This is a genomic window from Streptococcus sp. P25B114, from assembly GCF_053010325.1.
Genome location: NZ_JBRKNW010000028.1, coordinates 1 through 22,247 on the forward strand (window position 1 = coordinate 1; position 22,247 = coordinate 22,247).

Genomic DNA, 22,247 nt, shown 5'->3' on the forward strand with positions numbered 1-22,247 from the left:
TGAAAAGAGACGTCATAAGCACTTTTATGATCACATTGAAGAAGTCTTTGAAAGAATCATTCATACTATATAAGGAGAAGTAATCATGACAAATAAATTTTCAAATTTTCAAAAAGCTAGAGAGGAAGTTTCCGTAAAAAAAGGAATGGTAGTATCAGAAAGTCAAGAACTGAAGAAGACTTATTCTTTTACTTTATTACCTTCAGAACGTCAAATGCTTAAGGAATTGGCAGAGTCGTCCCCTATCCGTGTGTCAGATTCACAGTTTCTTTCAAGCTTAATTAGAGATTATTATCTCAACAGAAAATAACCCAAAAATTCAGCTTACTTTAGCTGGATTTTTTCTTTAACGGTAAAAAATGGTCATTCATTACAAAATAACGACATTTCATGATAAGAAGTAAAAACAGAATTCTTTTTATTTTATACTATGCATGTAAACAAAACAACACAGAAAAAACTAAATCAGACAGGAGTAAAGAATATGATTTTTTGGCAATTATTTTTTGAACTACTAAAGAAACCAATGGCTTAGTTAAATAAAGAAAGGAGCAACTCATGAAAAAAATGACAGATGTAGAACTTCAAAGTGTTACAGGTGGAAGTATTTTAGGATTGGTAAATTTTGTAGGAAATGCTATTCGTCGCCCTAGGATTTATCTTCCAGGAGAACCAGTAAAGCCTAAAGTAGCGATTATGTAGGAGGAATAGAATGACTAAATTTAAAACTTTAAGTCAATCAGAACTTCAAAATACAAATGGTGGGAGCATTTTAATTCCAGTACCAGTCATCTGGTCGAAGAAGATTACAGAATGGCTTATTAAAACATTGAAATAAATTTTAAAAAATAAATAAAGAAGGTGGGTGATGGATATGTCGCATATGTTATATCTTTTAAAGGTTGCGTTTTTACCAACAGTGATTATTTTCATTTAAAATCTAGAACAAATCATAAAAAAATTAATGTATAGCTCATAATTTAGAACAAAATAATACATAAAGGAGAAAATAATATGACTAAATTTGAAACAATGGATAATATGAATACGAACTTTGTAGCACTTTCAGACACAGAATTGATGGAGATGGAAGGTGGTAGTATAGTTGGAGCAATTCTAATTGTAGGAGGAGCAGTTACTGTTGTATCAGGGGGAGTATTTGCTGTCGGAGCTGTTGATGGTTACAATCAAGCTAAAGCTAAAAGAAAGGGTTATTAAGGTATACATACTATGAATATTTTGCAGATTTTAGATAACAAATACCAGCAGTTAGATTCATTTTATAACACTGCTTCACTTCCTATGAAATTAATGATTATGATGGGTATTGCAGTGGTCTTAATTTTAATTGGTTCAGTGATTGTGCCACCTTTATATAAATCAGGACAAAATTTTGGCGAGTTTTTATATAATAATTTCGGAAAATAAATAATTAGTTATAAGGAGAAAAGTGTATGTTTGGAAATATTGATAATAAATATCCTATCTTGTTAGAGTGTGAATTGGTTCAGTATGAAGGTGGCGGAGGTAAATGGGAAATCCATATTGAAGCACATAAGGTAGTTGATAGTGTTGGTAGGTTTTTCTCAGGTATTTATAAATCAGGTCAAGGTTTTGGTAAAAATTGGTATAATGCAAACAATTAGAAAATTGATTGAAAAAGCTGGTACTCAGCTTTTTTCTGTTATGTCATTTTCAAAATAGTAGAAATAGTGTATGATAAAAGATATGTAAAACGATAGGAGATTATATGCGTTTTAAGAAGAAACATTATCGTGCTCAAGTAGATACTAGGGACTGCGGTGTTGCCTCTCTAGCAATGGTTTTTGGTTTCTATGGGTCTTATTACTCATTGGCCACTTTGCGTGAGTTGGCGAAGACCACGCAAGAGGGGACAACAGCTTTTGGATTGGTTAAAGTTGCTGAGGGTGAAGGATTTGAAACACGAGCAATTCGTGCAGATATGACTCTTTTTGATGAGGATATCATCTATCCCTTTATTGCTCATGTAGTCAAAAATGGGAATTTGATGCACTATTATGTGGTAACAGGCTGTGATAAGAAATCAATTCATATCGCTGACCCAGATCCAACTGTGAAATTTAAAAAAATGCCACGTGAGCAGTTTGAAGAGGAATGGACAGGAGTTTCAATTTTTATCGCTCCAACTCCAAGCTATAAGGTTCACAAAGAAAAGAAAGATAGCTTATTATCTTTTGTCCCTATCCTTGCTAGACAGAAGGGACTGATATTAAATATTGTCATTGCCACTCTTATAGTGACTATAATCAATATTGTTGGTTCATACTATCTACAATCAATTATTGATACCTATATTCCTGAACAGGTAAAAAATACTCTAAGCATTGTGTCAGTTGGATTAGTTATCGTCTATATTCTTCAACAACTGATTTCTTATGCTCAAGAGTACTTATTATTGGTTCTGGGGCAGAGATTATCAATTGATGTTATTTTGTCGTATATCAAGCATGTTTTTCACCTGCCGATGTCTTTCTTTGCCACAAGAAGAACAGGGGAGATTGTTTCACGTTTCACTGATGCTAATTCAATCATCGATGCTTTAGCAAGTACGATTTTATCGGTTTTCTTAGATGTTTCGATTATCATCATTGTTTCAATTGTTTTGTTTTCTCAAAACATTAACTTATTTTTCATTAGCTTGCTTGCATTGCCGATCTATACCGTGATTATCCTATCTTTCATGAAACCATTCGAAAAAATGAATCAAGAAACAATGGAATCTAATGCGGTCCTATCATCTTCAATCATTGAAGATATTAACGGCATTGAGACAATCAAGTCCTTAACAAGTGAACGTCAACGTTATCAAAAGATTGATAAGGAATTTGTTGATTATTTGAAGAAGTCATTTGCTTACGGTAGAGCTGAGAGCATTCAGAAAACGCTAAAAAAATTGGCTCAGTTGTTGCTGAATGTTGCGGTATTATGGATGGGAGCAAATCTTGTTATGGATAATAAGATGACTTTGGGGCAGCTTATTACCTATAACTCTTTATTAGTCTATTTCACAAACCCTCTGGAAAATATTATTAACCTTCAGACGAAGTTACAAACTGCTAAAGTTGCAAATAACCGCCTAAATGAAGTATACCTGGTAAAATCTGAATTTGAAGAGCAGAAAACAGTCCATGATTTGAGTCATTTCAAAGGGAATCTAACATTCAACAGTGTCAGCTATAAGTATGGATATGGTAGAGATGTTCTTAGTGACATTAATCTCACATTGAAAGCAGGTAGTAAGGTGTCATTTGTAGGAATTTCAGGTTCAGGAAAAACTACATTGGCCAAGATGCTTGTTAACTTCTTTAGTCCATCAAAGGGTGAGATTTTATTAGATGGTGTGAATTTAGAAGACATTAACAAAGAAAGCCTTCGAAGATATATAAATTATCTACCTCAACAGCCGTATGTTTTTAATGGCACTATCCTGGATAATCTTTTGCTAGGTGCAAAAGAGGGAACGACTCAGGAAGATATTTTTAGAGCTGTTCAAATCGCAGAAATCAAGTCCGATATAGAATCTATGCCGTTGAACTATCAAACAGAATTAACGTCAGATGGTGTTGGTATTTCAGGAGGTCAGCGTCAGAGGATTGCTTTAGCTAGAGCCTTATTGACGGATTCTCCAGTATTGATTTTGGATGAGGCAACCAGTAGCTTAGATGTATTGACTGAGAAGAAAATCATAGATAATCTTATGCAATTAGATAAGACATTGATTTTCATTGCTCATAGATTAACAATTTCTGAAAGAACGGAGCATATCGTTGTCCTTGATAAAGGTAAAATTATTGAAGAAGGAACTCATCAAGATTTGCTGCAGAAACAAGGATTTTATGCTCATTTAGTAAATAGTTAGGAGGGAATCATGTACGAAGAATTACTAGAAAGTTCGGAATTTTATCAAAAACGGTATCATAATTTTTCAAGCAAATTGATCCTTCCAGTATTTGCTTTGATGGTTTTCTTGGTTGTATTTTTGGCATTCTTTAAAAAAGAAATTACTCTTAAAAGTGCTGCTACTGTAGAGCCAGTAAAAGTATTAGCCCAGGTTCAATCAACCAGCAGTAACAAGATTATTTTAAATTCACTGAAGGAAAATCTTGTAGTTAATATTGGTGATGTTTTGATCAAGTACGATTCTACAAATGAGACGTTGCAACAAGATAACTCTGAAGATCAGTTGAGTTTACTGCAAAAACAAAAAGAGCAGCTTGAGCTATTAAAATTGAGCTATGAGACAACTACTAGTCAGTTTCCAGAAACAGATACATTTGGTTACTATCGTAGGTTTGAGGATTACTTGAATCAACGACAAACACTAGAAAGTAGTGTTTCACAACAGAATGGAACAATTGCTTCACAGAACGCAGCATCGACGAATACTCAAAATACAATTGGTGGTTTTATCAATGAACTATCAGGTAAAATATCTGATTATCAAGCGTTAAAGAGTGCTATTTCAACAGGAGCATCGATTGATAGTACGAACCAAGGGTATTCATTATATACTACCTATATTTCACAATCTGGGACATTAACGAGTGATGTTGAAAAGGATACTCTAAAGAATCAAACGATTACTCAGATTGATTCACAAATCCAGCAATTTCAGTCAGAATTATCTAATTATCAAATCCAATATTCTAGTGCTGGTGTTCAGCAATCCTACAATTCCAGCTTAGATAGCCAGCTCTCTTCTCTACAATCTCAAAAAATTTCAGAAGTAAGTCAAGAACTTACAGCTCTGGAACAAAAAATTAATGAGTTGGAGAATGGATTAGATGTCCAAAATAATACTCTTTCAAATACTGAAATTGTATCTACTGTTGCCGGAATTGTTCATATGAACAATGAGGTCCTTAATGCAGAATTGATTCCAGAAGGAACATTGATTGCTCAAATATATCCAATTATTGCAGATGAGAAGAAAGTTTTGATTGAGACTTATATTCCTTCTAGTGATATTTCCAGCCTTAAAGTAGGAGACAAGATTAAGTTTAAAACCCAGGATTCATCCAATAAAGAACTTACTCTTATTTCAAAAATCTCAAGCATAGATAGTAATGCCACTAAGACAGAAACAGGCAGCTACTTTAAGGTTGTTTCAGAGGTGAAACTTTCGGATAAGGAAACCCAGGTTCTGAAATATGGTACATCTGGAGAGATTGTTGTAGTGACAGGTGAGAAAACATATCTAGATTATTATTTAGATAAATTTTTGAATTAAATAACACAGGAAGAAATCGAATTTGTAGATTTGGTTTCTTTTTTGTCGCCAATGGTAAAAAACGGCTGTTCATTACTAAATAATGCCATTTCATGACTTGAACGAAAAAATAGGAAACATTCTTGTATACTAGACTTATCAAGGTTGCAACTAGATAAAATATAAAAGGGGGAATTCACATGAATACAAAAACAATGGAACGATTTGAAATGCTAGATTCTGAACTTTTGATGAATATTGATGGTGGTTATAATGCGGGAGCTTGTCTTACTGATATTGGCTTAGGTATGGTAGGGGGAGTTGCAGCAGGTTGGGCAGGAGGCCCTTATACTATTGCACTAGGTGTAGCATTGGGGCAGATTGGTGGCAGTGTGAAGTGCATTACTAGCTATTTAGGAGGAAAGTAATCATGGTCCAAAAATATGTATTAACAAAAAATGAATTAGAAAATGTTATAGGTGGAAAAGTTCATTGGGGGGTTGTAGCAGGGTATTGTGTTGCAGGAGCCATTGTAGGAGCTGCAGGAGGTCCTGCTTCTGCTGCTTTTGGTTGTCTTATTGCAGGAGCCCAGGAGATTTCAGATGGATATTTTAGATAGCGTGTTGAGGTTATTTTTTCTTTATAGTTTATTCATAATAATAGCTTATTTAATCTCCCTAAAAACTGGAAAAGAAAATTTTAAAACTTATATCCGTTTAGTAATCGTCTTCCTTGTTTGGGAAATTTTTTCTAAATTATTACTTGGAGATTAGAAGGTAAAAAGAGAAATCGAATTAGTAAATTTGGTTTCTTTTTTGGTTGCCATTGGTAAAAAACGGCTGTTCATTACTAAATAATGTGATTTCATTGGAATTAATATCTCAGTACAGTGGGCTTAAATCCAAGATACTTTACATGGAATTGGAGATGGATTTTTTGGCTATCGAAGAAGATACTAAGAATAGGAATTGTAGTTTTTTAGGAAGTATAAAATATTTTTAAACAGGGTCTTAGGGTTCTCCCTAACAAATAAAATATAACGAAAAAGCGTCTGTTTCGTTAATTTTATCGTAAGTGGGTACCCACTTACTGTGCTTGCTACCTTATTCGATATTAGATGTATTTTATTGAAAAATGGTCATTCATTACAAAATAACGACAGTTCATGACTTAGATGATGAAACAGCTACGGTTTCTTTGACTCTTTTCCGCCTGGGTGTAGTACTGCTTATGTTTTCACTAGGAGTTGTTTTTAAAGTGTTAAAAACTCATCAGGAGAAGTAGTTTATAAGAGTAGTATATTGGGGAATATCAAAAATGGTTTGGAGATCCATTTTTGATATAGCGAGTTTCGGTGAGCATTCGTCTGTGCGGTTTGCAGACGTCGGCACGAAGTGACGAGACCAGGAGAAAATCAAAACGATTGAGTTTTGTATTTTCGGGCAGTATGCCAGCGTGTTTAGCGCAATCGAAGGGTGCGCTAAACACGCAAACCTAGAATTTTGCGATTATCTCAGAGAAGGTCACGGTTTTTTAATCGTGATTTTTTTGATTTTAAAAATATGGCAGACTATTAGTATAAAATATTGAATGACTAGAGCGTAAATAAATAGGAGGAAACGGGTGTTAAAATATATCAATCACGCAGGACGTTAATCAATATTAAAATTTAAAATTTTTTAGAAAGTAGAGTTCACAAATTCTCATCAGGAGGAAATAGAATCATTGTATAAACAGTGTAATAGAGATTTTTAATTTATTGGAAATAAGTATCTAATTCAAAAGAATAAACATTTATAAGAAACTTTAATCAATAGTTTAGGAGGAAATAATGAGTAGAATTTATAGTAGTACAGAAAGTTTAAGATAAAAACAAAAGCGTCTCAGAAGTCGTGATACGGATATAGGACGGCCAATCCACTTACACCATCAAATTGAAAAAAATAGGAACGTCGAGTCAGGGATTCCTGGTTTGGCGACAAACAAAAAAGCGTTTAAAACGTCGCTCAATAAACGTTTCGATATACCCAAATCGTTAACAAGTGGTCTTGCATCGTGGCAAGTATTTCGTCAGCGGTAAGGTAGTCACGGATAGCCTACCCAGTGCCTTTATCAAGGTATTAAAAGATAGAAAGGAGTTTTGCTAATGAGTAATAAAGCAGAACAAAGGCGCGCAAAGCGCGCCAGGGCGAAAGCCCGTAAAAAAGAGAAAAAGTCCGAGCTTTTAATAAGCGAGGACGCTCGTAAGAAACATGTTCAAAAGATGGGACAAGAGATTATCACGGCCAAATTTGTAGCCGGAAAAGGTAAAAGTCGTCATCAAGGTAAGCTAGAAGATGATATCTTCAAATATATTACATCTGAGAAAGCTTTTCGGGACGTTTCAGCAACGTGGCGTAGATTTTCTGAGTTCGTGGCCAAACATAGTGATGGGACGGATTTAAATAGCTTAGAAGATATTCTGAAATACGTTGATCTTTATATTATGGATTTAATGATTCGAGGCCGAAAGGCAGATACGTTAACCACATATAAAGCTAATCTTGGAAAAGTTTTTGGTGTCTCTACCACGTATTTTATCGAAACTCCTAAACGTGAACGTCGTAATAAAACACGTTCACGTTTAGAGGTTAAAGTAGATCATAAAATCAGTAAAGAAAAGAATGATTTTTTCGACATCTTAGGAAGTGCTACGGGTTTGCGTAAGCGTGAGCTGGAGCGATTACGTGGCACAGATCTTATCGCTAAAAAAGCTAAGAATGGACTTTACTACGTGAATATCACGAGAGGTACAAAAGGAGGACGTACGAGAGTTTCTCCCATTATGGCAAAATCTGAGGAAGAATTGGAAAAGATTTTGGCAATGTTTAAAGTAGCGGGGCCAGGTGTCGTATGTAGTGGTAAATATGGAACGCATCGAATTCCAAAGAACCTAGATGAACATTCACGTAGGGCAGAATATGCTAAACGTGTATATCTTCATTATGAACGTGATTTAGACAGATTACCACGTAAAGAAAAAACGTTTTTACGTAAGGAATATGCAGGTTATGTCCTGGACAAGTTCGCTGAACAAAAAGCTACTGAATACCTGGGACATAATCGTAAAGATGAATTCCGTAAGTCATATGTTTATCGCTTATTTGAGTAAGAAAAAGAAACAGGGTCATTTTAGATCCTGTTTCTTTTTCTTTCAAGTATTGTAAATCATATAATTCTTAAGAATGAATCAATATAGTTGACCATGAAATCGATTAACATGGGTTAGTATAGTTAGCCACGAAATCGAGTAATATGGGTCAGTATAGTTAGCCACGAAATCGAGTAACCTGGGCTAGTATAGTTATCCCTGAAATTAAGTAATCTGGGCTGGTATAGTCAACCACGAAATCGAGTAATATAGGCTAGTATAGTTATCCCTGAAATTAAGTAACCTGGACTAGTATAGTCAACCACGAAATCGAGTAATATGGGCTAGTATAGTTATCCCTGAAATTAAGTAACCTGGGCTAGTATAGTCAACCACGAAATCGAGTAATATGGGCTAGTATAGTTATCCCTGAAATTAAGTAACCTGGGCTAGTATAGTCAACCACGAAATCGAGTAATATGGGCCAGTATAGTTAGCCACGAAATCGAGTAACCTGGGCTAGTATAGTTATCCCTGAAATTAAGTAACCTGGACCAGTATAGTCAACCACGAAATCGAGTAATATGGGCTAATATAGTTATCCCTGAAATTAAGTAACCTGGACTAGTATAGTCAGCCATGAAACTAAGTAATATGGTCAGTGTATTAAACCATCATTTTTGGGGTATCATTTTTGGAAAGTATATGCCAAGCTCGTCATCTTTTTGAGGAGAAACCATTTGATAGTCTAGGTAAAATGTTAGAGAATTTTGGTTATCATTATTACAGAAGTCTACTAGCTCGTTCTTATAACTGTAATCGGAATATTTTAGATAGAAAGCAATTGCTTTATGGTATGGATAAGAGTAGTTAAATTTTTTAAGGTAACTCCATAGTTGTTTAGAATTTAACTCATTTTTGGCTCGCAAAAATGCTTCTAAAATTTCTAAAGCACCACCGCTGTATCCTGGTCTAACAGTTGCATCAATCAGAGTACGTTCAATATTTGTAGTTCTTATAGGTTTGGAAAATCCTACTACGTTTTTGAGAACGACGCCAGTATTATTCGTGTTTTTAGAGTTGAGAACATGAACTTTGTAGGAAGTTTCATCAAAGGTAAATGAATAGATCATATTTGTACGTCTCATTTTTTTAGAAAAAGCATAATCTATTCTTCCTTGAGAGATATTTTGATCATTGTTAGAATAAAAATCTTTTTTTGATTGTTCTTTGTTAATATATATATCTTTAGGATTATTAATAGTTAAATCGTTGACAAAAAGAGCACTGTAGTGGGAAAGGAAGGATTTAGATAGTAATGAGAGAGCTATTTCGTAAGGAGAAATTTGAATATCAGTAGCAATATAACGAGTAACAGTCTCACCTTTATATTCATTTAGAATTTTTATCGGTTCAAATAAACCTAATTTATCGATAATGATATCGATAAATTTACTTACTGAAGCAGATTTTTTAAGTTTATTTGATTGTTTAAAATCATTTAAAATTTTTATGATTGATGTTCGATTCAGAATATTACCAAATTCTTTTCGAGCTTGTATTACTATTTCATCAGAGTATTTTACTAAGTTAGAAGCATCTTTGGTAATCTTTTTTTCTAAAAGGATATTTTGTATTTTTTCATCTGACAGTACCAATTTTAAACCTCCATATTTTAAAAAAACAAGAACCTTAAGCTATGGTATATATACCATAGCTTATATTATACTTTAACAAAAAAAATAAAAAAAGTCATTCGAAAAGCTATGGTATATATACCATAGCTTTTAGTTGAGAAATAATTTGTTTAATAGCAAATCAATGATAGAATAGAGATAAGATGTAAAAGGAGCAACAATATGACCCCAGATGAAATACGCAATACCATTTTAAAGGCAATTTACTCAGATACTGAGCTAGTAGAAAATTTAGTTTTAAAGGGAGGAAATGCATTAAAACTACATAGAATAGTCGATAGGGAATCTCAAGATCTTGATTTTTCAATCAAAGAAACGATAAGGTTTACAAAAGAAAACGAAGGAGTAAAGCTTCAGCAACTAATTACAGATGCATTCAGACAGAAAGGTTTCTTTGTCAATTCGTTCGAATTTGTTTCGAAGCCAAAGAATAGACATCGGGATTTACCACCATATTGGGGAGGATATAAAATATCATTTGCTTTACTTGACCAAGAAAAGTACCAGGATAAGATAAACTCTCAAGATTCTAGACAAATGAAAGAGTTGAATAAATACGCTCTATCTATCGAGGGTGGTGTAAAAAAAATTGAGATTGATTTAAGCTTTGATGAGTATACAGAGCATAAAGAAGCATACGATTTAGATGGGACAACAATCTACTTGTACAGTCCCCTAATGATTGTCTATGAAAAGATTAGAGCCTCCTGTCAGCAATTGGAAGAATATCCATTAACGACCAACAAGACCAGAGCTAGAGATTTATATGATATTTTCAAAACATTAACTAATATAAATCAAGTGGAGTTACGTTCAGAGGTACTGAGTGAAGATAACTTTTATATTTTAGAGAATGTCTTTCGTGTGAAAGAAGTTCCCTTGGAATTAATGACGAAATTGGACACAAAGAAAGATGATCTTGCTGCCGACTATGAACATAAGGTATTGCCTCAAATTCCGAATAAAGAACAAGAGGAATTTGAATATATTTTTGACTACAACCAGAGACTGTTTAATGAACTATTTGAGAGGTATCAAAAATATAACGAGAGTAGATAGCATATTATGATTGATTTTTGAATGATAAATTTTTACGAAGAAGCCATTTTAGGTTTCTTTTTTTCTTTAATGGTAAAAAATGGTCGTTCATTACTAAATAAGGGCATTTCATGACAATAACAAAAATTTAATAATATATTTTGTATACTGTACATGTAAACAAAACAACACACAATATCAAAGAACGGAGAAATATATGATTAATATTACTGGAGTATATCCGTGGTTATGGAAGTTTTTTAGATTTTAAATTTTATCATAAAAAATAACAATCTAAATGTAGAATAATAAATTAAAGGAGAAAATATATGACAGAATTTGAAACAATGGACAATATGAACGTAGACTTTGTGGCACTTTCAGATCGGGAACTGATGGATATGGAAGGCGGAGCATTTTTAACGGCAACAATTGCAGGTGTAGCTGTTTGGAAAATTCTTGGCGGTGCTGGATTAGTAGCGGCCGGTGGCGCTGCCGGATATTTTATTAATAAATAAGAAAATTTTATATAGCTGGCTTACAGGATAATCTTGTTTTATCGGATAAACCTTTAAAATATTGCAAGAGTAAGTAGTATCTGTAGTTTTAGTAGAGCATGCTAGATTGGTTAAGAAAGGAGGACTGTGATGAAACACCTATGCACTATAATTTTTATATTATGGAGTGTACTATATATTCTTAACGATATGAACGTTATAGAAGCGTTTGATATGGATATCATACCTCTACCAGTTATTATTATTCTTTATATAGCTGTTTTGACAAGCAGTAAAAAAGTTATAAATTAAAAACTTTATACGAGGAGAAAATATATGACAAAATTTGAAACAATGGACAATATGAACGTAGACTTTGTAGCACTTTCTGACCGAGAATTGATGGATATGGAAGGTGGAGGAGTAGGGGTGGCAATTGCTTTATTTATGGCAGGATATACCATTGGAAAAGATATCGCTAAAAGAGGTAAATAAATATAGTAAAGTAATCATATTATATAATAATATCAATAAAGGAGGTTTTTTATGAAAAAAATTATATTGTTATTTGTTACTTTGGTTAGTTTATTTGTTTTTCAGAATAACGTATCAGCTGATACGTTAGACGATAATATTCCTCAAATGACTTTGTCAGAAGCTTTGAAATCAGGAGAAAAGGAAGTTATAATTACAGAAATAGATATTCCAGAAGCTGCAAAAGTGTTGAATTCAATTCGAATGAGAATGCCACGTTCAGCAGACGGAGATTGGGTATATATGTATACTGCAGAACCATATGCGTTTTATCGTCATTCAAAGACTAAAAAGTGGAAGATGGTTCAAGTAACTCCAACATGGACACATGTTCAAAATACTGTTGTAAATGGTTGGATATCTTCTATGGCTGGAGGTTATGACTATGCAACTAGTTTTGGTCAAAGAAAACCTTAAAAATAGTAAATGTAATGATTAGGAATAAAAAAAAAGTATTTATACAAAAAACAAATGAAATATTATCTGATCCAGAATTGAAGCTAAGCAAAGAATTGAAAGCTTTGCTAGTAGAATCGATTGATTTGTGTGAAAAAGGAGAGAAAATAAGTTATCTTTCCTACAAAATTTATCCATGGGTATTGGAAGAATTAACATTGAATCAAGGTCAATCTGATAAATTAAAAATGTTCAAACGTTATTTAGAACAGCAGAGGTGGAAATATTATTTTGGTTCTGCTTTAGGAATGGCGTTTGTTTCTATTAGGTAGTGAATTTTAATTGCATTTAGAATAAAAGCCCTAGACAGGGCTTTTATTCTTATTATTATGGCTTCGAGCCAGTTTTTCTCGTAGAGAAAAACAAGAAAACCACCAGCTATGCTGGTGGCTGACAAGGCTTTGAGCTTCCATTTCTTTTTCCTGTTATAATCTAATTGTTCAGGTTAGATAAAGGAGGAAAAAGAAATGGCTAAAACCAGTTACAGTTTATCACATACCAAATGGATGTGCAAATATCACATAGTTTTCACACCTAAGTACCGGAGAAAGTCCATTTACTACAAAATTAGGCAGGACTTAATTGATATTTTCCGTCATCTATGTCAATACAAAGGCGTTGAAATCATTGAGGGACACATGATGCCAGACCATGTTCATATGCTTGTCTTGATACCTCCGAAACTTTCGATTTCCGATTTTATGGGATATTTGAAAAGCAAAAGTGCTCTAATGATATTTGATAAACATGCCAATTTAAAATATAAGTATGGAAATCGAAAGTTTAGGGCTAGAGGCTACTATGTTAGTACCGTTGGACTGAATGAAAAGACAGTTACGAAATATATTCGCGAGCAGGAGAAAAATGACATTGCACTTGATAAATTGAGTGTCAAAGAGTATGAAGATCCATTTTCAGATGGCAGTTTTAGAACGAGATAAAAGCCCGTTGTTACGGGCATTAGTCAAGTAATTATAGCACTAACCTGAACGAAGTTCAGCGAACGTCTTTAGACGTCGCTGGAGAGAAACGGCTTATAGCCGGTGTACAAGCCACCCGTTTTCACGGGTGGTTATGACTATATATTATTTTGTGGTATGATTGTGTTATAAAATGTATTATAGAGGGTGTGCTATGAGTGAAAAAATGACTGTTCTAAATATCCGTATTAGTTTAGATGAAAAGAATGAGCTAAAGGATAGAGCTGAAAAGGAGGGTGTTTCTGTAAGTTCGTATGCTCGCAATCTGCTATTTTTAGAATATAATGCAAAAGATATAGAAGATAATACAGTTGTAATACAAGAAAAAGATGAACGTATTTCAGATTTAAAAAATCAAATTGATGATTATAAGAAACAGATTGAGCAGTTGCATACAATTATTTTAGCGACTCAGAAAGATAATCAACTATTGATTGAACAAAAAAATAAAAGATGGTGGAAATTTTGGTGATTTTTCAAAATTTTCTGAAAAAACAGTTGACAAAAAATATTTGTATTGTTATAATTGTACAAAATAAATTAAAAGGAGATATAGAGATGGCTGCTTATATTCAATATCTTTTGTATATGCGTTTTTGGTAATATATAGGACATATAAAAAGGGGAGCTTCCCCTTTTTATATTAGATATTTTATAACAAAATTAACGAAATTGCGTATATTTAAAAAGTTTGTTAAGAGAGTTTTGCCTTTAGACTATGTTTTTTAAAAAATATTATTTAGACATCAAAAATGAATATATGGAAACCAAATCTCATCCTAATGAGGATTTTTTAGAATGGGTGATTCAAAGAAAAATGACATGGGGGATGAGGTGGTTTCTTGTAGTCATTTTTATGTTTGTAGTGCAGCCAATTACTTATTATCCATCATTTCTTTTATGGTGTTTTTATATTGGTTTATTTCTTTTTATATTTTATATTTTGGGACAGTTTATATTTCTTGTAAGGGATATTTATAAATATATTACTAAAAGATAATATAGAATTTATACAAAAAAACAGGTTATATCAACCTGTTTTTTGTATAGGTATCATATAAGAGGGGATTCTGTTTTATTATTACGAGGTCTAACATAAGCAGAGACTGGGTCGTTTAATCGTTTGCTTACTAAGAAATAATCTACACTATCAGCGTCCATATCATCAGTAAAGAATGCAAGTGCTTTGTCATCGTTCCATTGTTTCACATCTAAAGGTTCGAAGAATTTTTCAAAAAGTGCGGTAATCATGACTTGCATAGCTTCGTTTTTAGTAACTTTAGGTGGTTGAAATTGCTCTTCTTCTTGTTGTCTGATGTAGTCATCTTGACTAAAATTGTGTACGTCTTCAAGATATTCATTGTGTCTACGACGATAGGCTTCTAGTTCTTCAACATCTATTTTACTATTTTTTAGTAAGTATGGTTCTACCTCATTATAAAGTCAATTAAAGCTAAAAAGACCAGGTACAATGTCCAAGAATTGACGATTGTCGCAATCAATGAAGAAGGAACGCTGACACGTCGAGAAGGTGAAGACCTTGAGGAATGGTATCGAATCAAAATCGCTGGAAAAGCTGGGAGTTTGAAAACTAATACTGATGATGATGTGGCTAGTATCATTGATGAATTGGCGGAAGGTACTATGATTTTGACAGATGTCAAAGAGGAATTGAAACAACGTTTTGATTCTACGACTGCTACAATGACCTGGATGAAAAACAAATTCTTTTTAGATGAGGTTATTAAAAGAAGACTGCCTACAGTTTGAAGCGTAACTGTAGGTGGTCTTCTTTAGCCTTATTTTGATTATAGCATGAGTTGATTTAGAAATGTAATGTATTAGATTTCTAAATCTGTATCATATCAAAATACAATTTGCGAAAAAATCGAAATCGTTGTATAATGGTTTTAGTTAAAATCAAAGAAAATAAAAAAAGACTAGCCCGAAAAATGTTTGGCGACATTTTCCAGGAGCCTCGTTGATAGCCAAACCTATCAAGCGAAACTACTTCTAGTACAATTTTTTATTAATTTCATTATACCACAAAATTGTGTAAAATGAAATGACTTAATAAAGTGTACTAAGATTTCTCAAAAAAATCAAGTAGTTGAGTAAAAAAAGTGGAAGGTATCGACGAAAAGTTGATACCTTTTTATATTTTTCTAAGAAAGGAGGAGAGATGAATATCAATATTGAAAAGATTCATCAAATGATTTTAAAAGATGGACTAAGACAATTCAAATTTAAAAATAGTAAGCATGAAAATACTCCTTTCGAGGAACAAAAGGGAGCTGTTTTTGGTTATCGTAGCAAAAAGAATATGATTGCCGGAAGAGGGATTGTTCTCACATCGATGGAAGCTGTTGAAGAGAATCAGACAGTGTTTACTCATTGGACACCTAATGTTTATCGCTACGGGACATATTCGCAAAAGAAACCTCGTATTACAAAGGGGCATAGTGAGAATAATCTTCGCCAAATTAACGCTTTCTATATCGATTTTGACTTTAAAAATCAGTCAGAGAATATCAATTTCAGCGACATTCTAGTATCATCTTTAGATTTAGGATTCATGCCAACTTTAATTTTAAAAACAGAGAATGGTTATCAAGCCTACTTCATCTTAAAGGATGCTGCTTATGTAACAGCTGCTACGGAATTTAAAGTTGTAAATGTTGCAAAGATGATTTCTCAGAATATCAGAAATCATTTTATCAAGGATTTGCCAGTTGATATGACGTGCAATCATTTTGGTATCGCACGTATTCCTCGTGAAGATAACATAGAGTACTTTGAACAAAATAATGTCTATACCTTTGCTGAATGGTTCAACTGGTCCATGCAGCAAGATGATTTAACGTACTCTAAGAAACCTAATCTTCTTGTACTATCAGGAACTGAAGGTCAGAAACAAATTGACGAGCCCTGGTATCGTCTTCTTAAGAATACCTCGAAAATTCGTGGCGAAAAGGCTCTTATGGGTCGCAATAACGTTATTTTTACGTTAGCTTTGGCCAACTACGCTTCAGGAGTTGCTTATAGTGACTGTATGGAAGAACTCAGTGATTATAATGCTGAGTTAGAAGTTCCTTTGAAGAAAAATGAACTCAAAAAGACAGTAGCAAGTGCTTATTCTGGAAAATATGAAGCTGCTAACAGAGATTTTATCAAAATTTTATGTCAAACTTGGGTTAGCTCTGATTTGACAACAAAAGATTTATTTATTCGTCAAGGATGGTATAAGTTCAAGAAATCACGTGATCAACGTCAACGCAGTCACTTTTCAGAATGGAGAGAAGACTTTTGGAACTATATCAAGCAAAAAACAAACTCAGATAGTCCATATCTGAGAGTGAAAAAGAAAGAAATTACAGCTGCAATTGGTATTCCAGAACGTTCTCTAGATTATGTTTTAAAGACACTGCAGTCAGAAGGGAAGATTCTATATTCATTTAAACGTGGTCGCCAAGGAGGGCTTATCCTTGCTTCTATTTCAAATATCGCTCTCTCATTGATTAGTATGAATAAGAAAGCAAGAGAAGCGTATTATACCGCTTTATCACATCTTCTAGGAGTAAGTAAGGGGATTCTAATCAAACTATTAAAACGAGCGATTATAGGGCTCACAATGCCCCCGACAAGCTCGCTATTTGAACTTGATACAGGGTAATAAATAAAACACGCAAACTGCCATTACATTATATCTATGATAGTTGTCCTGGGGAGAGGAGGACAATAGGGTATAGTTTAAATGTCATTAATGGTTAGTTCTATTTAGTATGGTTATTTTTAGGACAGTAGGGTTAGGCATAAGTATGAGTAGGATTGGTTATATTAGAATTAGTAGTAAGGATCAGAATTTAGATAGGCAAGTAGAAAATCTTTCTGATGTATTTAAGGTATTTTCTGATAAGCTTAGTGGAAAGGATAAGAATAGACCTGGTTTAGAAGCATTATTGTCTTTTATTAGAGAAGGAGATATTGTTGTTGTTTCTGAGTTAGATCGATTAGGGAGAAATAATAAAGAGTTAACAGAAGTAATATCTATGATTCATTCAAAAGGGGCTACTCTTGAGATTTTAAGTTTTCCTTCTTTGGTTGGAATTAAAGATGATAATTTAAGAAGGTTATTGAATAATTTAATAATTGAGATTTATAAGTATCAAGCGGAAGCTGAGAGGGTTAGGCTTTTGGAGAGACAACGTCAGGGGATTGAGATTGCCAAAAAGAAAGGCAAGTATAAAGGGAGAAAACCTTTGTTTACTAGTGCAAGTCCTCAATTGCAGCATGCTTTTGAATTGTTTAAATCAGGTTGTTCTGATAGGGATATAGAAGATTTAGTGGGGATTAATGCGAGAACATTCAGAAGATATAGAGAAAAATTTGGAATAAAAAGAACAACATAATATAATGCAATGTATCATATTATGTTGTTTAAGAGATGTTTTTGTTTAGAAAGTCAATGCAATTATAAATGTCTTCTTTGAGATTATTGTTACAGTCAATGATTTCCAGGAAGTTAATGTGTGAGCGGAATAGTTGTAGGTAGTTGATATTTTTAGAAATGAGGATAATGTGACCGAATCGATCATTTTTTCTAATATTTTTTGCTACTTCTAGCTCTTGTTCATTTAAACATATGTCTTCATTTATGATAAAATATGTGTTAGATTGATGAGATGGAGGAGCTTTGAAACTTTGTAATATTTTGAAGGCTATTCTCGGATATCTATTTTTCAGATAGTCACTGATGATTTTGGTAATTTGTAAATTTTTGTTTTGTTGTTCAATAATATAAAACATAAATCCTCCTTTCTTTATTTTTATTATATCAGTTAGTGAGGATAAATTTTATTAAGATAATGAAAAGTTTATATTATATAATGAGTGGCAATAAATGGTCATTGATGACAGATAATGTACAATTCATGATTTTTTTGGAAATTAAGAGTTGATTTTTGATAAGATACTTCTAAAAGAGGAGGTAATCTTATGAATTTTTTAATTGTTAATAAAGATGATATTTCAATGAAACTGTTTCTTGAGGATATATTTTATATTAGTTCAGATACAACCAAGCCGCATATGTTAAAGGCTGTTACAGAGTCTGGTGTTTTTGAATTTTATGGTACTTTGAAAGATTTAGAAGATAAGTTAAAATTGAACTTTTTTAGGTGTCATCGTAAATTCCTTGTCAATATTGATAAAATTCAAGGACTAAATTTATCAGAACGTCTAATAGTATTTACAAATGATGGTGTTGGGACTATTTCTTTTTCAAGATACAAACAGAAAGAATTAAATAAACTATGGAGAAGAGGATAATCTATGCTTAATATTTTTGTATTAGAAGATGATTTTTTTCAGCAGAGTAGGCTAGAAAATGCTATTAGGCGGTGTGTTGAAGAAACGTCAGTAAGGTATAAATTCCTAGAAGTTTTTGGTAAACCAAATCAATTATTGGAATCAATTGAAGAAGCAGGCAATCACCAATTTTTCTTTTTAGATATTGAAATAAAAGGCGAAGAAAAGAAGGGAATGGAAATTGCTAAAGAAATCCGTGCTCGCGATCCCTATGCTGTTATTGTCTTTGTAACAACTCACTCAGAATTTATGCCGGTAACATATCGTTATCGGGTTTCTGCTTTAGATTTTATAGATAAAGGCCTGGAGGATAGTGACTTTCAAAAGGCAGTATCAGATGTCTTAGTGCATGCTTTTGAAAATATTGATCATACGATAGCTGAAAATTCTTTTGTATACAAAACTGAAACTGCCCATCTTCAAGTCCCTTTTAGTGATATCCTTTATTTTGAAACATCATCAACAATTCATAAAGTTATTTTAAAAACCAAAACAGGTCAGACTGAGTTTTATGGGAAGGTATCCGATATAGCGAAAGCTGACGAACGACTTTACCAAGCACATCGTTCTTGTGTAGTGAATCCATTAAATATAACAAGATTGGACAGAACAAATCATATTGCCTATTTTGAGAATGGAGATTCTTGTTTTGTTTCTCGTATGAAGCAGAAGAAACTTGCAGATTTGTTGGAGATTGATTGATGAATATTTTTATATCTCCATTTTATGACACCATTTTCTTTATTGACATGCTGATTCGTTTGCTGATTCTTCAACAAATCAGTGGTTTATTTTTAAGCAAGAAGAAAAAATGTTTGATAGCTTCTTGCTTAACTGTCACTCAGATAGTTTTATATGATATCTATTCTTTGTTAGAACCTTTTTCATTTTTAGTTGTCATTCCTTTTTTAAAAACAAATTGGAACAAGACGCAAAAAATATTTTATGGATTATTACCATTTGTGATAGGGGATATGTTTCAAAGGATAATTGCTCTTTATTTGAGATTCCTATTCCAACTTGACTACTCTGCCATGAGTTTAAATATAGTATTTAATATAGTTATAACATTACTACTTCTACCGTTTTATTTATTATTTTTTAAGGGATTGGGAATCGAATCTAAGGATTTAAAAGTAGATACAATAGATAAGGAACTGAGAAAGACATTCTGGTGGCTAAATGTCTCATTTATAACTTATTTTTTGCTTGTAAGGATTACTACTCAAGCTGAAATCTGGAGCCAGAGAGGTTTGATTGTGATAGATTGGAATCCTTACTATATTCGTACTAATATTTTGTTGCTTTACTTTGCAATATTTATCGTTAGTATGTTATATTTGAATTATCAGAAGAAAGAGAAACAGGCTAGAGAAATTCAGGAATTAAAAGATAAGCAAATTACTGATTTAGGTCGTTATAGTCGTCATGTTGAGTCGCTTTATAAAGAAATTCGAAGTTTCCGACATGACTATACAAATATTCTCGTTAGCTTAAATGAGGCGATTAAAGAAGAGGATATTGTTGCGATTCGTTCAATTTATCAGGAAGTGATAGCAGATTCTGATAGAAAATTTTATGATGGAAAGTACGATATAGCTAGATTATCCAATATACAAAATCCTGCTGTGAAGAGTTTGCTGTCATCTAAGATGTTGGAGGCACAAAAAAAAGGTATTGCAATTTCTGTGGAAGTAGACGCTGAAATTGAACCACCTGATTTAGAGTTGATAGAATTCATAACTATTCTATCTATCTTATTAGATAATGCAATTGATGCTGCAGAGCAGTGTGCAAATGGAAATATTGTATTTGCCTATTTCAAGGAAGGTGCTCGAAAAATTGTCGTTGTAGAAAATACTACGGTTGAAGATAGGGTAGCAACAAGTAATATATTCGAGTACGGACACTCTACAAAAGGAGATAATCGAGGAATTGGCTTGGCCAATGTGAAAACTATTTTAGATAACTATCCTAAATTTTCTATATCAACGAACAGTAGCAATCATCGATTTGTTCAAGAGTTGGTGTTTTTGGGATAAATATTTTATTGAAATCTAAAAAAAAGAATAGTATAGGATTTATAAAGAACAAAATCCATATTATTCTTTTTTAGATATATTTTAAGTTCTGACTGTGGACCGAGGAGGGAAAAGAAAGTCCCAAAAATCTGAACGATTTCCTCCAATAATATCTTTGAGTTCTTCTGTTGAAAGTGAGTGGTGTGCAGTACAATTATTATGTTTATTCATTTGTTAATCTCCTTTTGGTTGTTTTATATTTGTGACTTTATTTATAGTTTTATTATAAAGTATTTTTAGTGAAAACGCACACATAAGTAATGAATGGTCGTTATTTTGTAATGAATGACCATTTTTTAAATTTTATAAGAAAAAACAATATATTGTATCATATTATAAAATAATATGATACAATATATTAGAGGTGATTTACATGAAGATAATAACAATTAATATCAATAAGGGTGGTACAGGTAAGTCTACTTTTTCTTATAACTTTTCTAAGTGGCTATCATCTATAAAACATAAAAAGGTTCTTCTAATAGATGGGGACTCATCATGCAATTTAACCTATTCTTTTAAAGAATTAGGGACAAGTTCTATTTATGATGTCTTTAAAGGAGGAGCTTTTGAGATATACCCTGTAGATGAAAAATTGGACTTTATCAAAGGTTCAGAATTTTTAACTGATGAGGATTTGGAGCTTAGGAAGAAACAAAATAATTGTCTGATTCTTTTTATGTGGTTTGCAGATAACATTGATGCGTTAAGTAAATATGATTACGTTGTTATAGATACTCATAATGATGCTAGCTTGGTCACATCGAACTTTATAGCAGTGGCGGATGCTGTGATTGGGGTATCAGAGCCTTCTAGAAACGGTTATCGTGCCTGGTTAGAACTTCAAGAAACGATTAGTCGTCTTAAGTCTGAGGTTGTCGACATTATGACCAGGAAATCCTATATTCAAGCTGTTCCGTATCTGATTGGAAATAAAATAGAGCATATCGGTAGTAGTTCACGAGAGTTTCTTGATATTATTGCTGACGATCCAGGGTTGTTAGGAGTAATTCCGAAAAAAGAGTTACTGGCAAAGAGCTTGCTGAGCGACAAGAGTATATTTGAACTTCAGGATGAAATGTCAGATGCTGAAAAGAGACGTCATAAGCACTTTTATGATCACATTGAAGAAGTCTTTGAAAGAATCATTCATACTATATAAGGAGAAGTAATCATGACAAATAAATTTTCAAATTTTCAAAAAGCTAGAGAGGAA

At 32.8% G+C, this 22,247-nt stretch carries 29 protein-coding genes; 26 read left to right on the top strand and 3 right to left on the bottom strand.

Annotated elements, in window-relative coordinates:
* The first annotated feature begins 85 nt into the window (after positions 1 to 85).
* From ACVC7T_RS10340 to ACVC7T_RS10395, 12 genes are all read left to right on the top strand, one after another.
* Positions 86 to 310: a hypothetical protein gene (locus ACVC7T_RS10340; protein WP_024379520.1), complete on the top strand. Its 225-nt coding sequence runs from the start codon at positions 86 to 88 to the stop codon at positions 308 to 310.
* 248 nt (positions 311 to 558) lie between these two features.
* Complete coding sequence (locus tag ACVC7T_RS10345; RefSeq protein ID WP_205029660.1) at positions 559 to 702, top strand: hypothetical protein; 144 nt, start codon at positions 559 to 561, stop codon at positions 700 to 702.
* A gap of 10 nt (positions 703 to 712) precedes the next feature.
* A complete protein-coding gene (locus ACVC7T_RS10350) occupies positions 713 to 838 on the top strand; it encodes a bacteriocin (protein ID WP_141590538.1) in 126 nt (41 codons plus the stop codon).
* Between the two features lie 176 nt (positions 839 to 1,014).
* Positions 1,015 to 1,218 (top strand): hypothetical protein, encoded by a 204-nt coding sequence (locus ACVC7T_RS10355; protein WP_044680885.1) that lies wholly within the window; start codon positions 1,015 to 1,017, stop codon positions 1,216 to 1,218.
* Between the two features lie 12 nt (positions 1,219 to 1,230).
* Complete coding sequence (locus ACVC7T_RS10360) at positions 1,231 to 1,428, top strand: hypothetical protein (protein ID WP_044769249.1); 198 nt, start codon at positions 1,231 to 1,233, stop codon at positions 1,426 to 1,428.
* 26 nt (positions 1,429 to 1,454) lie between these two features.
* Positions 1,455 to 1,646, top strand: a complete 192-nt coding sequence (locus ACVC7T_RS10365; protein ID WP_044769247.1) for a hypothetical protein — start codon at positions 1,455 to 1,457, stop codon at positions 1,644 to 1,646.
* Positions 1,647 to 1,750: 104 nt separating this feature from the next.
* A complete protein-coding gene (gene comA, locus ACVC7T_RS10370) occupies positions 1,751 to 3,901 on the top strand; it encodes a peptide cleavage/export ABC transporter ComA (protein ID WP_447262909.1) in 2,151 nt (716 codons plus the stop codon).
* Positions 3,902 to 3,910: 9 nt separating this feature from the next.
* Entirely contained in the window at positions 3,911 to 5,272 is a 1,362-nt protein-coding gene (locus ACVC7T_RS10375) for a bacteriocin secretion accessory protein (protein ID WP_172003701.1), read from the top strand.
* 179 nt (positions 5,273 to 5,451) lie between these two features.
* On the top strand, positions 5,452 to 5,679 hold the full coding sequence (locus ACVC7T_RS10380; protein ID WP_172003702.1) for a Blp family class II bacteriocin: 228 nt from the start codon (positions 5,452 to 5,454) through the stop codon (positions 5,677 to 5,679).
* Between the two features lie 2 nt (positions 5,680 to 5,681).
* Positions 5,682 to 5,870, top strand: coding sequence for a class IIb bacteriocin, lactobin A/cerein 7B family (locus ACVC7T_RS10385; RefSeq protein ID WP_172003703.1), 189 nt, complete (start codon positions 5,682 to 5,684; stop codon positions 5,868 to 5,870).
* Positions 5,854 to 6,024: a hypothetical protein gene (locus tag ACVC7T_RS10390; protein ID WP_172003704.1), complete on the top strand. Its 171-nt coding sequence runs from the start codon at positions 5,854 to 5,856 to the stop codon at positions 6,022 to 6,024. The genes ACVC7T_RS10385 and ACVC7T_RS10390 overlap by 17 nt, the downstream gene beginning before the upstream one ends.
* Positions 6,025 to 7,397: 1,373 nt before the next feature.
* A complete protein-coding gene (locus ACVC7T_RS10395; RefSeq protein WP_172003705.1) occupies positions 7,398 to 8,402 on the top strand; it encodes a hypothetical protein in 1,005 nt (334 codons plus the stop codon).
* Positions 8,403 to 9,055: 653 nt separating this feature from the next.
* Here ACVC7T_RS10395 and ACVC7T_RS10400 read toward each other — a convergent pair.
* On the bottom strand, positions 9,056 to 10,039 hold the full coding sequence (locus ACVC7T_RS10400) for a hypothetical protein (RefSeq protein WP_447262910.1): 984 nt from the start codon (positions 10,037 to 10,039) through the stop codon (positions 9,056 to 9,058).
* Between the two features lie 201 nt (positions 10,040 to 10,240).
* Here ACVC7T_RS10400 and ACVC7T_RS10405 point away from each other — a divergent pair, with 201 nt between their 5' ends.
* From ACVC7T_RS10405 to ACVC7T_RS10435, 7 genes are all read left to right on the top strand, one after another.
* Positions 10,241 to 11,137 carry a nucleotidyl transferase AbiEii/AbiGii toxin family protein gene (locus ACVC7T_RS10405; protein ID WP_447262911.1) on the top strand — a complete coding sequence of 299 codons (897 nt, stop codon included), beginning with the start codon at positions 10,241 to 10,243 and terminating at the stop codon, positions 11,135 to 11,137.
* Positions 11,138 to 11,445: 308 nt separating this feature from the next.
* The gene (locus tag ACVC7T_RS10410; protein ID WP_172003708.1) at positions 11,446 to 11,634 is read left to right on the top strand and encodes a class IIb bacteriocin, lactobin A/cerein 7B family; all 189 of its coding nucleotides are present in this window, start codon (positions 11,446 to 11,448) and stop codon (positions 11,632 to 11,634) included.
* Between the two features lie 315 nt (positions 11,635 to 11,949).
* The gene (locus ACVC7T_RS10415) at positions 11,950 to 12,108 is read left to right on the top strand and encodes a bacteriocin (protein WP_420704993.1); all 159 of its coding nucleotides are present in this window, start codon (positions 11,950 to 11,952) and stop codon (positions 12,106 to 12,108) included.
* Positions 12,109 to 12,159: 51 nt separating this feature from the next.
* The gene (locus ACVC7T_RS10420; RefSeq protein ID WP_172003709.1) at positions 12,160 to 12,564 is read left to right on the top strand and encodes a hypothetical protein; all 405 of its coding nucleotides are present in this window, start codon (positions 12,160 to 12,162) and stop codon (positions 12,562 to 12,564) included.
* Between the two features lie 14 nt (positions 12,565 to 12,578).
* On the top strand, positions 12,579 to 12,875 hold the full coding sequence (locus ACVC7T_RS10425; protein ID WP_172003710.1) for a hypothetical protein: 297 nt from the start codon (positions 12,579 to 12,581) through the stop codon (positions 12,873 to 12,875).
* Positions 12,876 to 13,070: 195 nt separating this feature from the next.
* Positions 13,071 to 13,544, top strand: coding sequence for an IS200/IS605 family transposase (gene tnpA, locus ACVC7T_RS10430; RefSeq protein WP_172003796.1), 474 nt, complete (start codon positions 13,071 to 13,073; stop codon positions 13,542 to 13,544).
* 193 nt (positions 13,545 to 13,737) lie between these two features.
* Positions 13,738 to 14,055, top strand: a complete 318-nt coding sequence (locus tag ACVC7T_RS10435) for a plasmid mobilization protein (protein WP_447262912.1) — start codon at positions 13,738 to 13,740, stop codon at positions 14,053 to 14,055.
* A gap of 581 nt (positions 14,056 to 14,636) precedes the next feature.
* Here the strand turns inward: ACVC7T_RS10435 and ACVC7T_RS10440 are convergent.
* A complete protein-coding gene (locus tag ACVC7T_RS10440) occupies positions 14,637 to 14,843 on the bottom strand; it encodes a hypothetical protein (RefSeq protein WP_172687500.1) in 207 nt (68 codons plus the stop codon).
* A 222-nt stretch (positions 14,844 to 15,065) separates the two neighbouring features.
* Here ACVC7T_RS10440 and ACVC7T_RS10445 point away from each other — a divergent pair, with 222 nt between their 5' ends.
* From ACVC7T_RS10445 to ACVC7T_RS10455, 3 genes are all read left to right on the top strand, one after another.
* Positions 15,066 to 15,353: a hypothetical protein gene (locus ACVC7T_RS10445; RefSeq protein ID WP_172003691.1), complete on the top strand. Its 288-nt coding sequence runs from the start codon at positions 15,066 to 15,068 to the stop codon at positions 15,351 to 15,353.
* Between the two features lie 412 nt (positions 15,354 to 15,765).
* On the top strand, positions 15,766 to 17,256 hold the full coding sequence (locus ACVC7T_RS10450; RefSeq protein WP_172003692.1) for a primase C-terminal domain-containing protein: 1,491 nt from the start codon (positions 15,766 to 15,768) through the stop codon (positions 17,254 to 17,256).
* Positions 17,257 to 17,401: 145 nt separating this feature from the next.
* A complete protein-coding gene (locus tag ACVC7T_RS10455) occupies positions 17,402 to 17,992 on the top strand; it encodes a recombinase family protein (protein ID WP_172003693.1) in 591 nt (196 codons plus the stop codon).
* A gap of 28 nt (positions 17,993 to 18,020) precedes the next feature.
* On the opposite strand, the gene ACVC7T_RS10460 is transcribed toward ACVC7T_RS10455, so the two are convergent.
* The gene (locus ACVC7T_RS10460; RefSeq protein WP_172003694.1) at positions 18,021 to 18,389 is read right to left on the bottom strand and encodes a hypothetical protein; all 369 of its coding nucleotides are present in this window, start codon (positions 18,387 to 18,389) and stop codon (positions 18,021 to 18,023) included.
* Positions 18,390 to 18,578: 189 nt separating this feature from the next.
* Here ACVC7T_RS10460 and ACVC7T_RS10465 point away from each other — a divergent pair, with 189 nt between their 5' ends.
* The 4 genes from ACVC7T_RS10465 to ACVC7T_RS10480 all read left to right on the top strand — a co-directional run bounded on the left by ACVC7T_RS10465 (position 18,579) and on the right by ACVC7T_RS10480 (position 22,193).
* Complete coding sequence (locus tag ACVC7T_RS10465; protein WP_012774870.1) at positions 18,579 to 18,911, top strand: LytTR family DNA-binding domain-containing protein; 333 nt, start codon at positions 18,579 to 18,581, stop codon at positions 18,909 to 18,911.
* A gap of 3 nt (positions 18,912 to 18,914) precedes the next feature.
* Positions 18,915 to 19,652: a LytTR family transcriptional regulator DNA-binding domain-containing protein gene (locus ACVC7T_RS10470; RefSeq protein ID WP_447262913.1), complete on the top strand. Its 738-nt coding sequence runs from the start codon at positions 18,915 to 18,917 to the stop codon at positions 19,650 to 19,652.
* Complete coding sequence (locus ACVC7T_RS10475) at positions 19,652 to 20,992, top strand: GHKL domain-containing protein (RefSeq protein ID WP_172003696.1); 1,341 nt, start codon at positions 19,652 to 19,654, stop codon at positions 20,990 to 20,992. Before ACVC7T_RS10470 ends, ACVC7T_RS10475 begins: the two co-directional genes overlap by 1 nt.
* 412 nt (positions 20,993 to 21,404) lie before the next feature.
* Positions 21,405 to 22,193 carry a ParA family protein gene (locus ACVC7T_RS10480; protein ID WP_447262914.1) on the top strand — a complete coding sequence of 263 codons (789 nt, stop codon included), beginning with the start codon at positions 21,405 to 21,407 and terminating at the stop codon, positions 22,191 to 22,193.
* The last annotated feature ends 54 nt before the right edge of the window (positions 22,194 to 22,247 follow it).

Excerpts from the sequence above, each read along its gene's own strand:
- ACVC7T_RS10390 (WP_172003704.1), top strand. The coding sequence starts at position 5,854 with ATGGATATTTTAGATAGCGTGTTGAGGTTATTTTTTCTTTATAGTTTA.
- ACVC7T_RS10415 (WP_420704993.1), top strand. The coding sequence starts at position 11,950 with ATGACAAAATTTGAAACAATGGACAATATGAACGTAGACTTTGTAGCA.
- ACVC7T_RS10455 (WP_172003693.1), top strand. The coding sequence starts at position 17,402 with ATGAGTAGGATTGGTTATATTAGAATTAGTAGTAAGGATCAGAATTTA.
- ACVC7T_RS10410 (WP_172003708.1), top strand. The coding sequence starts at position 11,446 with ATGACAGAATTTGAAACAATGGACAATATGAACGTAGACTTTGTGGCA.
- ACVC7T_RS10340 (WP_024379520.1), top strand. The coding sequence starts at position 86 with ATGACAAATAAATTTTCAAATTTTCAAAAAGCTAGAGAGGAAGTTTCC.
- ACVC7T_RS10375 (WP_172003701.1), top strand. The coding sequence starts at position 3,911 with ATGTACGAAGAATTACTAGAAAGTTCGGAATTTTATCAAAAACGGTAT.
- ACVC7T_RS10345 (WP_205029660.1), top strand. The coding sequence starts at position 559 with ATGAAAAAAATGACAGATGTAGAACTTCAAAGTGTTACAGGTGGAAGT.
- ACVC7T_RS10395 (WP_172003705.1), top strand. The coding sequence starts at position 7,398 with ATGAGTAATAAAGCAGAACAAAGGCGCGCAAAGCGCGCCAGGGCGAAA.
- ACVC7T_RS10360 (WP_044769249.1), top strand. The coding sequence starts at position 1,231 with ATGAATATTTTGCAGATTTTAGATAACAAATACCAGCAGTTAGATTCA.
- ACVC7T_RS10475 (WP_172003696.1), top strand. The coding sequence starts at position 19,652 with ATGAATATTTTTATATCTCCATTTTATGACACCATTTTCTTTATTGAC.
- ACVC7T_RS10380 (WP_172003702.1), top strand. The coding sequence starts at position 5,452 with ATGAATACAAAAACAATGGAACGATTTGAAATGCTAGATTCTGAACTT.
- ACVC7T_RS10470 (WP_447262913.1), top strand. The coding sequence starts at position 18,915 with ATGCTTAATATTTTTGTATTAGAAGATGATTTTTTTCAGCAGAGTAGG.
- ACVC7T_RS10460 (WP_172003694.1), bottom strand. The coding sequence starts at position 18,389 with ATGTTTTATATTATTGAACAACAAAACAAAAATTTACAAATTACCAAA.
- ACVC7T_RS10435 (WP_447262912.1), top strand. The coding sequence starts at position 13,738 with ATGAGTGAAAAAATGACTGTTCTAAATATCCGTATTAGTTTAGATGAA.
- ACVC7T_RS10450 (WP_172003692.1), top strand. The coding sequence starts at position 15,766 with ATGAATATCAATATTGAAAAGATTCATCAAATGATTTTAAAAGATGGA.
- ACVC7T_RS10405 (WP_447262911.1), top strand. The coding sequence starts at position 10,241 with ATGACCCCAGATGAAATACGCAATACCATTTTAAAGGCAATTTACTCA.
- tnpA (WP_172003796.1), top strand. The coding sequence starts at position 13,071 with ATGGCTAAAACCAGTTACAGTTTATCACATACCAAATGGATGTGCAAA.
- ACVC7T_RS10425 (WP_172003710.1), top strand. The coding sequence starts at position 12,579 with ATGATTAGGAATAAAAAAAAAGTATTTATACAAAAAACAAATGAAATA.
- comA (WP_447262909.1), top strand. The coding sequence starts at position 1,751 with ATGCGTTTTAAGAAGAAACATTATCGTGCTCAAGTAGATACTAGGGAC.
- ACVC7T_RS10365 (WP_044769247.1), top strand. The coding sequence starts at position 1,455 with ATGTTTGGAAATATTGATAATAAATATCCTATCTTGTTAGAGTGTGAA.
- ACVC7T_RS10385 (WP_172003703.1), top strand. The coding sequence starts at position 5,682 with ATGGTCCAAAAATATGTATTAACAAAAAATGAATTAGAAAATGTTATA.
- ACVC7T_RS10420 (WP_172003709.1), top strand. The coding sequence starts at position 12,160 with ATGAAAAAAATTATATTGTTATTTGTTACTTTGGTTAGTTTATTTGTT.
- ACVC7T_RS10480 (WP_447262914.1), top strand. The coding sequence starts at position 21,405 with ATGAAGATAATAACAATTAATATCAATAAGGGTGGTACAGGTAAGTCT.
- ACVC7T_RS10440 (WP_172687500.1), bottom strand. The coding sequence starts at position 14,843 with ATGCAAGTCATGATTACCGCACTTTTTGAAAAATTCTTCGAACCTTTA.
- ACVC7T_RS10350 (WP_141590538.1), top strand. The coding sequence starts at position 713 with ATGACTAAATTTAAAACTTTAAGTCAATCAGAACTTCAAAATACAAAT.
- ACVC7T_RS10465 (WP_012774870.1), top strand. The coding sequence starts at position 18,579 with ATGAATTTTTTAATTGTTAATAAAGATGATATTTCAATGAAACTGTTT.
- ACVC7T_RS10355 (WP_044680885.1), top strand. The coding sequence starts at position 1,015 with ATGACTAAATTTGAAACAATGGATAATATGAATACGAACTTTGTAGCA.